This window comes from Eubacterium ramulus, from assembly GCF_045002895.1.
GTDB lineage: Bacteria > Bacillota > Clostridia > Lachnospirales > Lachnospiraceae > Eubacterium_I > Eubacterium_I ramulus.
Genome location: NZ_CP173382.1, coordinates 1,679,032 through 1,694,759, shown reverse-complemented (window position 1 = coordinate 1,694,759; position 15,728 = coordinate 1,679,032). Strand labels below are relative to the sequence as shown.

The following is a 15,728-nucleotide window of genomic DNA, read 5'->3' as shown; positions in this document are numbered from 1 at the left end:
ATATAATAACCATAGATAACTGCAGAACGTTGCAGATGGTTGAAGGAGTATAGAAACAATGCAGAAGGAAATTTCACAGGCTGTCATACGGCGCATGCCTCGATATTATCGATATCTGGGAGAATTATTGGATGATGGAGTCGAACGGATTTCATCCAATGAACTCAGTGTCCGCATGAAAGTTACAGCATCACAGATTCGGCAGGATCTGAATAATTTTGGCGGATTTGGTCAGCAAGGATATGGTTATAATGTACAGTATCTGTATGAGGAAATCGGTAAGATTCTTGGTCTTGACAGACAGCATAATATTATTGTTGTCGGAGCCGGTAATATGGGACAGGCACTGGCAAATTATGTAAAATTTGAAAAACGTGGATTTGTGATCACAGGATTATTTGATGTAAATCCGGCATTGGCTGGATTGTCAGTACGTGGAATTGAGATACATATGATGGATGAACTTCCGGAGTTTTTAAAGACACAGCGTGTGGATATTGCAGTTCTGACACTTCCGAAGGAAAAAGCAGAACAGGCAGCGGAAAAGCTGGTAGAACTTGGCATCCATGCGATCTGGAATTTTGCACATCTGGATTTGGAACTTCCAGATGATGTCGTTGTAGAAAATGTTCATTTATCGGACAGTTTAATGCAGCTGTCTTATAACATTGTTCGCAGGCAGGATGATAAATAGGTAGGGAATAAAAAGCGCTTTGTTGTAAGGACAGGGCGCTTTTAGCATATGATGATAGGAAATTGCGTTTTGTTATAGAAGGGAAGGAACTGTCATGAAATATATTTTGAACAGTCGTGAAATGAAGCAGTGTGATGAAAATACGATGCGGCGACGGGGAATGCTCTCAGCAGTTCTGATGGAGCGGGCTGCCCTGGCAACGATGCAGGAGATTGTAAAGCGTTATCCAAATCCGGCGACAAAAGTGCTGGTAGTATGCGGGTCCGGGAACAACGGAGGAGATGGCGTGGCGGTTGCACGGTTGCTTTATCTGAAGGGATACAATGTGACAATTTATTTTGCCGGAAACCGGGAAAAAGCGACGGAGGAAACAAAACGGCAGATGTTTATTGCAGAACAGTATGGAGTGGAAATTTCTGATGAGTATCCAAAAGACATCGTGGACGTGATCGTAGATGCTTTGTTTGGCATCGGGCTCAGCCGTGAGGTAACGGGAAAATATGCAGAAATTCTTCAGAAAATGACGGAACAGGATGGATATAAAGTGGCAGTGGATATCGCATCCGGCATTTCTGCTGATACCGGTGCTGTTATGGGAACAGCGTTTGTAGCAGATCTGACGGTGACCTTTGGATTTATCAAAGCCGGTCAGCTGTTGTATCCGGGAGCAGAATATACTGGTGAGCTGAAAGTGGCAGATATTGGCATCGATGAGCAGAGTTTGTATGAGATCAAACCGGAACTGAAGGTGCTGGAGACATCGGATCTGAAACGATTGCCGCGGCGTGTGAACCGTTCGAATAAGGGAAGCTACGGAAAATTATTGATTTTGGCGGGATCGAAGCAGATGGCAGGAGCAGCTGTTTTTGCGGCAAAAGCAGCTTATCGCATGGGCTGTGGTCTGGTAAGGGTGGCAACGGTGGAAGAAAACCGGATAATTTTGCAGGAACAGGTGCCGGAGGCAGTTCTGGCAGTTTACAATAACGGGACAGATGTGGTAAAATTTGTAGAAACACAATTGCACTGGGCAGATGCTGTAGTGGCAGGTCCCGGAATCAGTCAGTCGGATTTGTCGGAACGCATGTTGTATGAATTGTTAAAACGGATACAGGTTCCTTGTCTGTGTGATGCGGATGCCCTGAATCTTCTCTCAAAGCATCCGGACTGGTGGAAACTGGTACAGTCTCCTCTGGTGATCACACCGCATCTGGGCGAGATGGCGAGACTGACCGGCCGGCCAATCACTGAAATCAGGGACCGGCTGGTACAGACAGCACAGGAGTTTGCAATGGAGCATCAGATTACTGTAGTTTTAAAAGATGCAAGAACGATCACAGCACAGCCGGATGGACAAAGTTATATTAATGTCAGCGGCAATCACGGTATGGCAACAGCCGGAGCCGGAGATGTGCTCAGCGGTGTGGTCGGAGCGCTTCTGGCGCAGAAGCTGGATATATATCTGGCGGCAGCCCTTGGTGTCTTTATCCATGGACTGGCAGGAGATGCAGCGGCAGAACGTGTGGGACATTGTGCTATGATGGCCAGTGATATTGTGGATGGACTTATGGATGTGTTGCGGAAACAGGAGGACACAAAAAGACAATGAAAGAATATCGGAGAATATGTGCAGACATTGATCTGGATGCATTAACACATAATTTGGATGAAATACATCGCTGTATCAGAAAGGAAACGAAGATTATTGCCGTGGTGAAGGCAGATGGTTACGGGCACGGTGCCGTTCCACTTGCAGAAGTCATGGAAAAACGGGAGGATGTCTGGGGTTACGCAGTCGCAACGCCGGAAGAAGCGGAGGAATTGTATACGAACGGAATCAAAAAACCGATTCTGATCCTGGGCTATACGTTTCCGGAATACGATGCACAGATCGTACAGGAAAATCTGCGTCCGGCAGTTTTTTCTCTGATACGTGCAAAACAGCTGTCTGAGGAAGCAATGAGACAGGATAAGATCTGTAAGATCCATATCAAACTGGATACCGGCATGAGCCGTATCGGTTTTCAGGTGACGGAGCAGTCTGCAGATGAGATCGCACAGATTGCAAAGCTGCCGCATATTATGATAGAAGGAATCTTTACTCATTTTTCCAAGGCAGATGAAACAGATAAAGCGTTTACAAAGAAACAGGAGGCTGCTTATGAGCAGATGATCACCTGGCTGAAGGAACGTCAGGTGTCTATTCCGGTCCACCATGTATCAAATAGTGCAGGTATTGTGGATCTGCCGGAATATAACAAAGATATTGTCCGGGCGGGCATTATTTTATATGGTCTGTGGCCGTCGGATGAAGTGAATAAAGAAAATATTGATTTACAGCCATTGCTTTCCCTGAAAAGTCATGTGGTGCATGTCAAAGAACTGGAACCGGGACGAATCATCAGTTATGGTGGAACATTTGAGGTGGAGCATCCGATGCGGATTGCAACGGTGCCGGTAGGATATGCGGACGGTTATCCGCGCAGCCTGTCCAATCAGGGTTATGTGCTGATTCATGGCAAACGTGCAGCAATTTGTGGAAGAGTCTGCATGGATCAGATGATGGTGGATGTGACAGATATTGCAGATGTATGTCCGGGAGATGAAGTAACTCTCATTGGAAGAGATGGTGCAGAGTGTATCACGCTAGAGGAACTTGGAGATCTGTCCGGCCGGTTTAATTATGAATTTGTCTGCGATCTCAACAAGAGAATCCCACGGGTTTATGTAAAACAGAAATAGCCCGGGCAGATGCTGAAAAAATTTCGATGAAAACAGAATACGCACGCTGAAAATGGGAAGAATGAAAACAACCTGAACAGATGGAGTGTGTGACATGTTGATTCGAAGAGGAGATATTTATTATGCAGATCTGCGACCGGTGGTTGGATCGGAGCAGGGGGGTGTGCGACCAGTGCTGATCATTCAGAATGATATCGGCAACCGGCACAGCCCTACCGTGATTTGTGCAGCAATTACATCACGGATGAATAAAGCAAAATTACCGACCCATATCGAGCTGAATGCAGTCCGCTATCATATGGTGAAAGATTCTGTGATTCTGCTGGAGCAGCTGCGAACCATAGATAAAGTGCGCCTGAAAGATAAAATCTGTCATCTGGACAGTGAAATTATGGAAAAAGTAGGAAAGGCGCTGCGAATCAGTCTGGAATTGTAAATTACATAGGAGGAGTATGAGACAATGGAGGATGACAGTAGTCCGTTTAATACATTCGGAAAAGGTTTTAAGCGAATATTTGGAAAGGGACGGTGGACGGCCGGAGAAGATCTGACAGAGCAGGAAATTATGTCCATGGTAAATGAAGGGCATGAGAATGGTGTGCTGCAGGAAAGTGAAGCGGAGATGATCAATAATATTTTTACCCTGGATCAGAAAGAGGCGAAGGATATTATGACGCATCGCAAGCAGATCATGGCACTGGACGGCACCTGCTCTCTGCAGGAAGTGCTGGCAGAAATCCGGGATATGGGATATTCCCGTTATCCGGTATATCTGGATGATGTTGATAATATTATCGGTATCATACATATTAAGGATATTTTAAACCAGATGCTGGATCAGACGAATATGGAGCAGCAACTGACGAAAATCAATGATCTGATCCGCCCGGCATCTTTTATTCCGGAGACACGAAATATTGATGTGTTGTTTAAGAACATGCAGTCCCAGAAAATCCATATGGTGATCGTGGTGGACGAATACGGTCAGACTTCCGGTCTTGTGACGATGGAAGATATTCTGGAGGAGATCGTCGGAAATATTTTTGATGAACATGATGCGGAAGAAGAGCAGATTGTGGAGGAAGCAGACGGCAGTTATGTCATTGATGGAATGACGGATTTTGATGATGTGTGCGAACTTCTGGAAATCCAGGGGGAAGAACTGGAGGATTTTGATACACTGAGTGGATTTCTGATTTCCCGGATCAACAAGATTCCGGTGAACGGGGAACACTATCAGGTCTCTGCGTACGGTTACCGGTTTGATGTGCTGCTGGTGGAACATAGGGTGATAAGGACTGTTCGTGTAACAAAAGAACCGCTGAAGGAAGAGAAACAAATCTTGTCAGAATAGAGATAGTGTGCTATAATAGCGGATAGTTTCGAAAAAAGATAGGGAGAGATAAAAATGTCAGGACATTCAAAGTTTGCAAATATTAAACATAAAAAAGAAAAAAATGATGCTGCAAAAGGAAAAATTTTTACCATTATCGGACGTGAGATTGCAGTTGCAGTAAAAGAGGGTGGACCGGATCCTGCAAATAATAGCAGACTCCGTGATGTTATCGCAAAAGCAAAAGCAAATAATATGCCGAATGATACGATTGACCGTGGTATCAAAAAGGCTGCCGGAGATGCAAATTCCGTAAATTATGAGTATGTTTCTTATGAAGGGTATGGTCCGAGCGGTACAGCGATCATTGTTGACGCACTGACAGATAACAAGAACCGTACAGCAGCAAATGTAAGAAATGCTTTTACAAAAGGAAAAGGAAATGTAGGAACACCGGGCTGTGTATCTTATATGTTTGATAAAAAAGGTCAGATCATCATTGATAAAGAGAACTGTGATATGGATGCAGATGATCTGATGATGGCAGCACTGGATGCAGGTGCAGAGGATTTCAGTGAGGAAGAGGATAGCTTTGAAATCATCACTGATCCGGATTCTTTCAGTGAAGTAAGACAGGCATTAGAGGATGCGGGAATTGAAATGGCAAGTGCTGAAGTTACTATGATTCCGCAGACTTATGTAGAACTGACAGATGAGCAGGATTTATATTGCATTAACAAGATTCTGGATCTGCTGGATGCAGATGATGATGTACAGCAGGTATATCATAACTGGGACGAGTAATCGCTTCCCATTACAATGAAATTATAGGAAAACAAAAATGGCCGGTGTTACAAAGCGAAGACACCGGTCATTTTTTGTTGGGATTTGATAAGTGACCTTTTACATTGCACCGTTCCTATGGTATAATGAAATCAATAAATTTGAATGCAATCCGGATCTGCATCCGGGAATGAAAGTCAGGGGGTTCAAAATGAAAAAGGTTTTATTTGCTGCTTCAGAGTGTGTACCGTTTATCAAAACCGGAGGACTTGCCGACGTGTGCGGCGCACTTCCAAAACAGTTTGATAAAGAAGAATGGGACGTTCGGGTTGTGATTCCGAATTATTCCTGCATTCCGGAAAAATATCGGAATCAGTTTGAATATGTCACACATTTTTATATGGGAACCGGTCCGTATGTGCCGAGTAAATATGTAGGTGTTCTGAAATATGAGCTGGATGGGATTACTTATTATTTCATTGACAACCAGGAATATTTCGACTGTTTTCTTCCATATGGAGATATCCGTTATGATATTGAGAAATTTACATTTTTTGATAAAGCGGTATTATCTATGCTGCCGCAGATTGGTTTTCAGCCGGATCTGATTCACTGTCATGACTGGCAGGCAGGTTTGATCCCGGTATTTTTGAAAACAGAGTTCCAGGGCGATATGTTCTTTTGGGGCATGAAAACAATCATGACGATCCACAACCTGAAATTTCAAGGTATCTGGGATGTGAAGACTATGATGGGACTCACCGGATTCCCGAAGGAATTGTTTACACCGGATAAGCTGGAGTTCCAGAAAGATGCAAATATGCTCAAAGGCGGACTTGTTTACGCTGATTACATCACGACAGTCAGCGATACTTATGCGCAGGAGATTCAGACACCGTATTATGGAGAAGGACTGGATGGTCTGCTCTCTGCACGGCATTTTGATATGCAGGGTATTGTGAATGGAATTGATTATGATATTTATAATCCAGAGACGGATCCGAAGCTGTTTGTAAATTATAACCGTGATAATTTCCGCAAGAAGAAATCTGAGAATAAAGTGAAATTGCAGGAGATGCTGGGATTGACTGTAGATAAGAAGAAATACATGATCGGTCTGATCTCCCGTCTGACAGATCAGAAGGGGCTGGATCTGATAGATTATGTTTTTGAACGTATCCTGGATGATAATACACAGTTTGTTGTGATTGGAACAGGTGAAGAGCGTTATGAAAATATGTTCCGGCACTTTGCATGGAAATATGGAGACAGGGTATCGGCCAATATCTGTTATGATTCTGATCTGGCTCAGAAATTGTATGCATCTGCCGATGCGTTTCTGATGCCGTCCCGGTTTGAACCATGTGGTCTGACACAGCTGATGGCATTTCGTTACGGAACTGTGCCGATCGTACGTGAGACAGGTGGATTGAAAGATACGGTGGAGCCATACAATGAGTATGAGAATACCGGAACAGGATTTTCCTTTACCAATTATAATGGTGAGGATATGTTGAATGTGATCAACTATTCCAAGACCGTATTTTTTGAACGGAAACGTCAGTGGAATCAGATCGTAGACCGCGGTATGGCAAAGGATTTCTCATGGAAAGTGTCTGCTGGACGTTATGCAGGCTTATACAGTTATCTGATTGGATAAAAGATGCAATATGCCCGTACAGTTTTTATGAACTGTACGGGCATATTTTTTTTTAATCTGCACATACTTTTGAAAAACATGGAGGAATGGTGTAATGTCAGAACAAAAAGAAGTAAAAAATCAGGAAATAAAAGAGTATGGACAGATGGAACTGGCAGACAACCGGCAGCAGCATAAACTGCATCTGTTATCCATTATTGGTGAAGTGGAGGGACATGAATGCCTGTCAGCAAATACAAAGACAACAAAATATGAGCATGTGCTGCCCAAACTGGCTCAGGTGGAGGATGACCGGGAGATTGACGGATTGTTGGTGCTTCTGAATACGGTTGGTGGAGATGTGGAATCCGGTCTGGCCATTGCGGAGATGATTGCTTCTTTAAGTAAGCCGGTGGTATCGTTGGTATTGGGCGGAAGCCATTCTATAGGTGTGCCGCTGGCAGTTGCTGCGGACTACTCTTTTATCGTTCCTACAGGAACCATGGTAATCCATCCTGTGCGTATGAGCGGTACCGTGATCGGAGCACCACAGACATATGATTATTTTCAGCAGATGCAGGATCGGATTACCGGATTTATTGCATCCCACAGTCAGACGAACCGGGAACGTATGGAAGAACTGATGCTGAATACGGGGATGCTGACAAAAGATCTTGGAACCATCCTGGTGGGGCATCAGGCGGTGGAGGAAGGTATCATCAATGAAGTTGGGGGTATCAGCGATGCGGTACAGCGTCTGCATTTTATGATCAATGAAAGCAGCATCTGAAAAAAAGAGCAGCGGAAAATCACAGATGACATCCGTGAAAAAATGTGGTATGCTAACAATAATCATGTACGAAAGAAGAGGGATAATCGGATGTCAATGGTACAATCTGTGATCATGGGACTGATTCAGGGACTGACGGAATTTCTGCCGGTAAGCAGCTCTGGTCATCTGGCACTTTTTAAAATATTATTTAATGTAAATACAGACACGGGACTTTTGTTCGATATCATGCTTCATGTGGGAACATTGTTGGCGGTCTGTATTGTGTATTACAAAGATATCTTTCATCTGGTGAAAGAATTCATCGGCATAGTCATTGATTGTATCTACAATCTGACGGTCCTGATCGGGAAGAACGGAGATGGTGTCTACCGGCATGTGGTTTACAATGGATATCGGAAATTTGTCATGCTTGTGATCGTATCGACAATTCCAACGGGAATCCTTGGGTTTGTCGCTTCCGACCTTGTGACAGCTGCCTCCGAGATTCTGTTCGTTCCGGGTATCTGCCTGATCATTACAGCAGGATTGCTCTTTATCTGTGACCGGGTGCCGGAAGGACACAAGAGACCGAAACAGGTAGGGTATGCAAATGCGTTTATCATCGGTATCTGCCAGGGCATCGCGACGTTGCCTGGTATTTCCCGTTCAGGAACGACGATCACCGCGTGTGCACTCAGCGGATTTGACCGGAAGTTTGCTGTAAAGTATTCCTTTATTATGTCTATTCCGGCAATTCTCGGAGCTATGGTGCTTCAATTGAAAGATATTGGAAGTGCGGCCATTGGCAGCTCCCAGCTTGGTATTTATGCAGTTGGTATGCTGGTGGCAGCAGTGGTGGGATATATCTGTATCAAGACGATGCTTGTAATCGTGAAAAAAAGAAAATTTACATATTTTTCCATATACTGTCTGGTAGTCGGTATTCTTTCTATTATCGGATATTTTGTGACAGCGTAGAATACAGATTGTGGGAAAGTGTGGCGTTAAGTTAGAAAGGTTTTATATGGCAACAAAGAAAAAAACTTCATCTGCCCGGAAGAAAAATTCCGGTAAAAAAACGACAACAGGAAGAAAAAAGCAGAACAGTTCTGTGCAGACATTTACCTGGCGCACAGAATTGTTGCTTTTTGCGTGTCTGGCAGCTGCAATTCTGCTTTTTATCGGAAATATCGGAAAAGGTGGGATTGTAGGCAATGCATTGAGTAACGGCGCCTTTGGATTGTTTGGTATGCTGGCGTACGTGTTTCCGGTACCGGTGTTCTTGGTACCGGCATTCCTGATCTCAAACAGACAGGATTCCAGGCAGGGATCTGCATATTCCGGACGTGTGATCATGAAAGTGACAGCCGGAATTTTGCTGTTCCTTTTTTTATGTGTATTTGCGCATATCGTATGTTTCTGGGATCAGATACCGGGAAAAGTAACGGATCTGTATGTGCAGTGTGCGGCAAAACACAGCGGTGGTGGTTTGATTGGCGGTTTGCTTGGGATTTTGTTTTCCAAAAGCTTTGGAATGATGGGAGCAATTCTGCTGGATCTTCTGATTCTGATTGTCTGTGTGGTATTGCTCACGGAGCAATCCTTTTTCAAAGGGGTATCCAGAGGCGGACACAAAGTATATGAATCTGCCCGGGCAGATGCGGTACGCAGAAAGACCAGAGCACAGGAACGCAGCCGGACCAGAGGGGAACTGAGAACTGCCCAGAGAGAACGCAAGGCGGCAGAACGAGAGAATCGCCGTATGAACCGGAAGGTGACAGGGGTATCTCTGGATACAAAGATTCAGCCGGAGTCAGCCGTGGGGGAAAACGCGGAGTTAAGAGAACTTGCGCTGGATGCTGGACAGCAGCCAGTGAAAAAAAATATAAAGCGGGCAAAAGCACAAGCCCCGGTAATTCAGGATATACCGTTGCAGGAGTCATCAGATATTACGCAGACGCAGTCTGATGATTTCTGGGCACGGCATCCGCAGCCGGAGATACATATGTCCGGAGAGGGAGCATCTTATCAGGCGGAAACGTTGATGCAGCCTGTGCTGTCTGAGACAGGAACAAAAGAAAACCGAAATACCGGATCAGCTGTTATGACAATGGAACCGGAGCGTGGTGCGAAAGATCAGACGGAAGGTGAAGCAAAAAAGAAAGCTCATCGCACCGGTCAGCCGAAGCAGTCCGTTGAGCAGGTAGAACAGGAAATTGCAGATGTCCGGGAGGAGATTGCAGAGCATGCAGATGCGGCGGTGAGAAAATATGTCTTTCCGGAGATACGGCTGCTGCAAAAAGGGGATCCGAATATGACCGGTGATTCCAGACAGCATTTGCAGGAGATGTCAGCAAAATTACAGATGACGTTGACAAATTTCGGTGTCAATGCCAGAGTGACCAATGTCATCTGTGGACCGACGGTCACCCAGTATGAGATTCAGCCGGAGATGGGGGTAAAAGTAAGTAAGATTCTCAGTCTGGCCGATGATATCAAACTAAATCTGGCTGTTCCGGACATTCGTTTTGAAGCGCCGATTCCGGGAAAATCTGCCATAGGTATAGAAGTACCGAACAAAGAGAATGTCACCATAGCATTCCGGGATCTGGTTGAATCCAGAGAATTTCAGGATCACGCATCAAAAATTTCCTTCTGTACCGGCAAGGATATTGCCGGTCATGTGATCGTAGCAGATATTGCCAAGATGCCGCATCTGCTGATTGCCGGCGCGACCGGATCCGGTAAGTCCGTGTGTATCAATACGATTATCATGAGTATCTTGTACAAGGCAAAACCGGATGAAGTCAAGCTGATCATGATCGATCCGAAAGTAGTGGAATTAAGTGTGTACAACGGGATTCCACATCTTTTGATTCCGGTTGTAACGGATCCCAAAAAGGCTGCCGGTGCATTGCACTGGGCGGTTTCAGAGATGATGGAGCGCTATCAGACCTTCCAGAAATACGGTGTCCGTGACATGAAAGGCTATAATAAGAAAGTAGAATCCATCCGGGAGATTCCTGGAGAAGACAAACCGAAAAAGATGCCGCAGATCGTTATTATCGTAGATGAGCTGGCAGATCTGATGATGGTGGCTTCCAATGATGTAGAGGATGCTATCTGCCGTCTGGCACAGCTGGCGCGTGCAGCCGGTATGCATCTGGTCATTGCTACACAGCGTCCTTCCGTGAATGTTATTACCGGTCTGATCAAAGCAAACATGCCGTCCCGTATTGCATTTGCCGTTACTTCCGGTGTGGATTCCAGGACAATCCTTGATATGAACGGAGCAGAAAAATTGCTTGGAAAAGGAGATATGTTGTTCTATCCGCAGAATTATCAGAAACCGCTTCGTGTGCAGGGTGCTTTTGTGACTGACAAAGAGGTATCTGATGTGGTAGAATATATTATTGAAAAAAATGGTCAGATAGCTTATAATGCAGAGGTTGAAGAGAAAGTCAATACCTCGGAAAACAGTATTGGAAACGGCAGCGGATTTACCAATTCTGCCGATGACAGGGATGCATATTTTGCCGATGCCGGAAAGTTTATCATAGAAAAAGAAAAAGGCTCCATCGGTATGCTGCAGCGGATGTTTAAAATCGGATTTAACCGTGCGGCACGGATTATGGATCAGTTGGAGGAAGCCGGGGTAGTCGGTCCGGAGGAAGGTACAAAGCCACGGCGTGTACTGATGAATCTGGAAGAATTTCAGCAGGTGCTGAACGGAAATGAGGCATAGAACCATGATATATCGCTGAGAGATGGACTTTTCATTATAAGCGGTGAATCATCATCACAAGAATGCCGAGCGTATTCTTGAATATTTGAGCATCATAGTTGTTTGAAGCTTTTTTAAGTTCAATAATACAATAATAGGAGGGTATACCAATGAAAACAGACATTGAAATCGCACAGGAAGCTGTAATGGAACCAATTGGGAAGGTGGCTGAGAAGATCGGAATCGGAGAGGACGATCTGGAACTGTACGGAAAGTACAAAGCAAAATTAAGTAATGAGCTTATCAAAAGAGTAGAGGAGCGTCCGGACGGCAAACTTGTACTGATGACAGCAATCAATCCGACACCGGCAGGAGAGGGTAAGACTACTACAAGTATCGGACTGGCACAGGCATTCTGCAAGATGGGAAAGAAAGCTATTCTTGCACTGCGTGAGCCATCACTCGGACCGTGCTTTGGTATCAAAGGTGGTGCGGCTGGCGGCGGATATTCCCAGGTGGTACCGATGGAAGATCTGAACCTGCATTTCACCGGAGATTTTCATGCTATCACATCTGCTAACAATCTGCTGGCAGCAATGCTGGACAATCATATTCAGCAGGGAAATGAGCTTGGTATCGATCCTCGTCAGGTGGTATGGAAACGTTGTCTGGATATGAATGACCGTGTGCTTCGTAATATCGTAGTCGGTCTTGGAAGCAAAATGGACGGAATGGTAAGGGAAGATCATTTCGTGATCACCGTAGCATCTGAGATCATGGCAGTTTTATGTCTGGCGGATGATATGGAGGATCTGAAGCGCAGACTGGGCCGCATGATCGTGGCATATTCTTTTGAAGGAAAACCGGTAACTGCAGATGATCTGCATGCAACAGGTGCCATGGCAGCCCTGCTGAAAGATGCTCTGAAACCGAATCTGGTTCAGACACTGGAACATACACCGGCTATCGTACATGGTGGACCGTTTGCAAATATTGCGCATGGATGTAACAGTGTACGTGCTACAAAGACAGCGATGAAACTGGCAGATATTACTATTACAGAAGCGGGATTTGGTGCAGATCTGGGTGCTGAGAAGTTCTTTGATATTAAATGCCGTATGGCTGGTCTCAAACCGGATGCTGTTGTTTTGGTGGCAACTGTCCGCGCATTAAAGTACAACGGTGGTGTGGCAAAAGCAGATCTTGCACAGGAGAATCTGGATGCAGTCAAAGCTGGTATTGTAAATCTGGAAAAACATATTGAGAATCTCCAGAAGTTTGGTGTGCCAGTAGTGGTAACTTTAAATGCATTTGCTACGGATACACAGGCAGAGCTTGATTATGTCGAGCAGTTCTGTAAAGAACGCGGATGTGAGTTTGCAATCTCTGAAGTCTGGGAGAAAGGCGGTGAGGGAGGAATCGCTCTGGCAGAAAAAGTACTGGATGCTTTGGAAAACAGAGAAAGCAATTTCAAAGTATTGTACGATGACGAGTTATCTCTGAAAGAGAAGATTGAAACCATCGCAAAAGAAATTTACGGTGCAGACGGAGTGACTTACTCTAATGCAGCGAATAAAGAATTAAAACGTATCGAAGATCTGGGCATGGGAGATTTCCCGGTATGTATGGCAAAGACACAGTATTCTCTGTCTGATGATCAGCATAAGCTGGGACGTCCGAGCGGATTTAGCATTAATGTGCGTGAAGTATATGTAAACGCAGGTGCGGGATTCGTAGTCGTAGTTACCGGTGCAATTATGACCATGCCGGGACTGCCAAAACAGCCAGCAGCAAACAATATTGATGTGAATGAAGAAGGTGCCATCACAGGATTATTCTAAAAAGGGCATAATTAACAAAGCAGATGTAATAAAAGTGATTTGGAGGCAACAAAAAGGAATGGCAAATTTGATCGATGGAAAGAAGATTTCCCAGGAAATAAAGGATGAGTTGAAGGCAGAGGTGGCAGAACTTACACGACAGGGAAAAACAGCTTCTCTGGCAGTAATCCAGGTTGGGGCAGATCCTGCATCCAGCGTATATGTGAGAAATAAGAAAAATGCATGTGCGTATATCGGAATTGGTTCTGAGTCCTATGAATTACCGGAAGAAACGTCAGAAGAAGAACTGCTGGCACTGATCGCAGAGCTGAACCACAAAGAGGAAGTACGTGGAATTCTCGTGCAGCTTCCACTGCCGGCACATATCAATGAGGAGAAAGTAATTCTGGCTATTGATCCGGCCAAAGATGTCGATGGTTTTCATCCGCAGAGTGCAGGGGCACTGATGATCGGAAGCCAAGGATTTTTGCCGTGTACACCGGCAGGCGTGATTCAGCTGTTGAAAAGATCCGATATTGAGATAGAAGGAAAAAACTGCGTGGTTCTCGGAAGAAGCAATATCGTGGGAAAACCGATGGCTATGCTGATGCTGCGGGAAAATGCAACGGTGACAGTGGCTCATTCCAGAACAAAAGATCTGAAGGAACTGTGCAGACAGGCAGATATCCTGATTGTTGCGATTGGAAAACCAAAATTTATTACAGAAGAGTATATCAAAGAAGGCGCGGCAGTCATTGATGTGGGCATTCATCGTCTGGAAGGGAAGAAGCTTTGTGGCGATGTGGATTTTGAGGCTGTTGAGCCTCATGTCAGCGCAATCACTCCGGTACCTGGTGGTGTAGGACCAATGACCATTGCAATGCTGATGAATAACTGTGTGGAGACAATGCGTTAAGAGGATAAACTATGAAATGTGCAAAGTGTGGTGCTGAGATTCGTCCAGGCTGTGTATACTGTTCCAATTGCGGGCAGGAGGCACAGATCGTGACCGAAATCAATATTTTGGAAGATGATCTGCTTCGTTCCATGCTGGATGAAGAAAGTGAGAAAACAAAAGAAACGGTTTCAGCAGAAGACAAATGCAGAAAATCTTCGGAATCATCGGATACAAAGCAGGCGGAGCGCGGGCGGAAGCAGAAAAAAAGCAGACAGCAGAAGAAAAAGCAGCTGCGTATGCTGATCATTCTGTTGATAGTGCTTGCAGCTGCCTGTCTGACAGCGGGCGGGATACTGCGGTATCAGCGGGCAAATTCTGCTGCGTATCAGTTGAAACGCGCGCAGGAAGCTTTTGATCAAAAAAATTATACCAGTGCGCTCGATTATGTAAATCGTGCATTGCAGCTGGAGGACGGCAGTGAAGATGCTTTACTTCTGCAGGGTCAGATTTATCAGATGATGAAGGAAGATGATCAGGCGGAGACAATATTGCTGAAAGTGATCGATCAGAATCCGGACTGCACAGAGGCATATGAGAGTCTGTTGGAATTATATGATGAAAATGGCTCTTATGAACAGATCCTTGCACTGAAGGAAAAGACGACAAATCCAGATATTTTGTCTCTGTTTGACACTTATCTGGTAGAGACACCGGTTATTGATGTAAAGAGTGGAACGTATAAAGAATTTCAGGAAGTAAAGCTGTCGGTGAAAGGAAAAAGTCTGGAAATCTATTATACATTGGACGGTTCGATTCCGACGAAGAAGGATACACTGTACGAAGATGTGGTGTCCATTGAAAAACAGGGAAAGACAACGCTGACAGCCGTTGCAATGGACAAAAACGGACGTTACAGTGAACCGGTTTCCGCGCAGTATGATATTGAACTGGACGCTCCGGATGTCCCTGTGGTGTCACCGGATGGAGGAAGGTTCACAGAAGCATCCAGTGTAACTGTGACTGTACCGAAGGGAGTTACTGTATATTATACCTGGAATGATACAGCACCAAGTAAAAAATCCAGTAAATATACAGGTCCGATTGAAATTCCGGAGGGAAATAATATTTTGTCACTGATTGCAGTGGATGAGAATGGTCTGTCCAGTGAAGTGTTAAAATGCAATTATATTTATTATCCATCGAATGGAATCTGATTGCCACAATGAAATAAAAATAACTGTATGAACGCAGAATAAGCAAAGCGACTGCGTTCATGAGCAAGTAGCGAAAGCGGATTGCGAATGTCCGCTTTACAAATAAAAAAGC

13 protein-coding genes are annotated in these 15,728 nt (G+C 44.8%); all 13 read left to right on the top strand.

Features of this window, described 5'->3' with window-relative positions; all coding sequences use genetic code 11:
- Positions 1–58: 58 nt before the first annotated feature.
- The 13 genes from ACIRUQ_RS08140 to ACIRUQ_RS08080 all read left to right on the top strand — a co-directional run bounded on the left by ACIRUQ_RS08140 (position 59) and on the right by ACIRUQ_RS08080 (position 15,616).
- Positions 59–694 (top strand): redox-sensing transcriptional repressor Rex, encoded by a 636-nt coding sequence (locus ACIRUQ_RS08140; RefSeq protein WP_021739156.1) that lies wholly within the window; start codon positions 59–61, stop codon positions 692–694.
- A gap of 94 nt (positions 695–788) precedes the next feature.
- Positions 789–2,300: a bifunctional ADP-dependent NAD(P)H-hydrate dehydratase/NAD(P)H-hydrate epimerase gene (locus ACIRUQ_RS08135; protein WP_055290543.1), complete on the top strand. Its 1,512-nt coding sequence runs from the start codon at positions 789–791 to the stop codon at positions 2,298–2,300.
- Positions 2,297–3,433 carry an alanine racemase gene (alr, locus tag ACIRUQ_RS08130; RefSeq protein WP_022036024.1) on the top strand — a complete coding sequence of 379 codons (1,137 nt, stop codon included), beginning with the start codon at positions 2,297–2,299 and terminating at the stop codon, positions 3,431–3,433. Before ACIRUQ_RS08135 ends, alr begins: the two co-directional genes overlap by 4 nt.
- Before the next feature lie 94 nt (positions 3,434–3,527).
- Positions 3,528–3,869, top strand: coding sequence for a type II toxin-antitoxin system PemK/MazF family toxin (locus tag ACIRUQ_RS08125; RefSeq protein ID WP_021739153.1), 342 nt, complete (start codon positions 3,528–3,530; stop codon positions 3,867–3,869).
- Between the two features lie 24 nt (positions 3,870–3,893).
- Complete coding sequence (locus ACIRUQ_RS08120; RefSeq protein WP_022036023.1) at positions 3,894–4,787, top strand: hemolysin family protein; 894 nt, start codon at positions 3,894–3,896, stop codon at positions 4,785–4,787.
- A 54-nt stretch (positions 4,788–4,841) separates the two neighbouring features.
- Positions 4,842–5,570, top strand: a complete 729-nt coding sequence (locus ACIRUQ_RS08115) for a YebC/PmpR family DNA-binding transcriptional regulator (RefSeq protein WP_021739151.1) — start codon at positions 4,842–4,844, stop codon at positions 5,568–5,570.
- Between the two features lie 190 nt (positions 5,571–5,760).
- Positions 5,761–7,209: a glycogen synthase GlgA gene (gene glgA / locus ACIRUQ_RS08110; RefSeq protein WP_022036022.1), complete on the top strand. Its 1,449-nt coding sequence runs from the start codon at positions 5,761–5,763 to the stop codon at positions 7,207–7,209.
- 94 nt (positions 7,210–7,303) lie between these two features.
- Positions 7,304–7,978: a ClpP family protease gene (locus tag ACIRUQ_RS08105; RefSeq protein ID WP_021739149.1), complete on the top strand. Its 675-nt coding sequence runs from the start codon at positions 7,304–7,306 to the stop codon at positions 7,976–7,978.
- A 90-nt stretch (positions 7,979–8,068) separates the two neighbouring features.
- Positions 8,069–8,938, top strand: coding sequence for an undecaprenyl-diphosphate phosphatase (locus ACIRUQ_RS08100; protein WP_022036021.1), 870 nt, complete (start codon positions 8,069–8,071; stop codon positions 8,936–8,938).
- A gap of 46 nt (positions 8,939–8,984) precedes the next feature.
- The gene (locus tag ACIRUQ_RS08095) at positions 8,985–11,705 is read left to right on the top strand and encodes a DNA translocase FtsK (protein WP_055290542.1); all 2,721 of its coding nucleotides are present in this window, start codon (positions 8,985–8,987) and stop codon (positions 11,703–11,705) included.
- Between the two features lie 149 nt (positions 11,706–11,854).
- Positions 11,855–13,525 carry a formate--tetrahydrofolate ligase gene (locus tag ACIRUQ_RS08090; RefSeq protein WP_055290541.1) on the top strand — a complete coding sequence of 557 codons (1,671 nt, stop codon included), beginning with the start codon at positions 11,855–11,857 and terminating at the stop codon, positions 13,523–13,525.
- Between the two features lie 58 nt (positions 13,526–13,583).
- Positions 13,584–14,420 (top strand): bifunctional methylenetetrahydrofolate dehydrogenase/methenyltetrahydrofolate cyclohydrolase FolD, encoded by an 837-nt coding sequence (gene folD / locus ACIRUQ_RS08085; protein ID WP_044963456.1) that lies wholly within the window; start codon positions 13,584–13,586, stop codon positions 14,418–14,420.
- An 11-nt stretch (positions 14,421–14,431) separates the two neighbouring features.
- Positions 14,432–15,616: a chitobiase/beta-hexosaminidase C-terminal domain-containing protein gene (locus ACIRUQ_RS08080; protein ID WP_021739144.1), complete on the top strand. Its 1,185-nt coding sequence runs from the start codon at positions 14,432–14,434 to the stop codon at positions 15,614–15,616.
- Positions 15,617–15,728 lie beyond the last annotated feature (112 nt).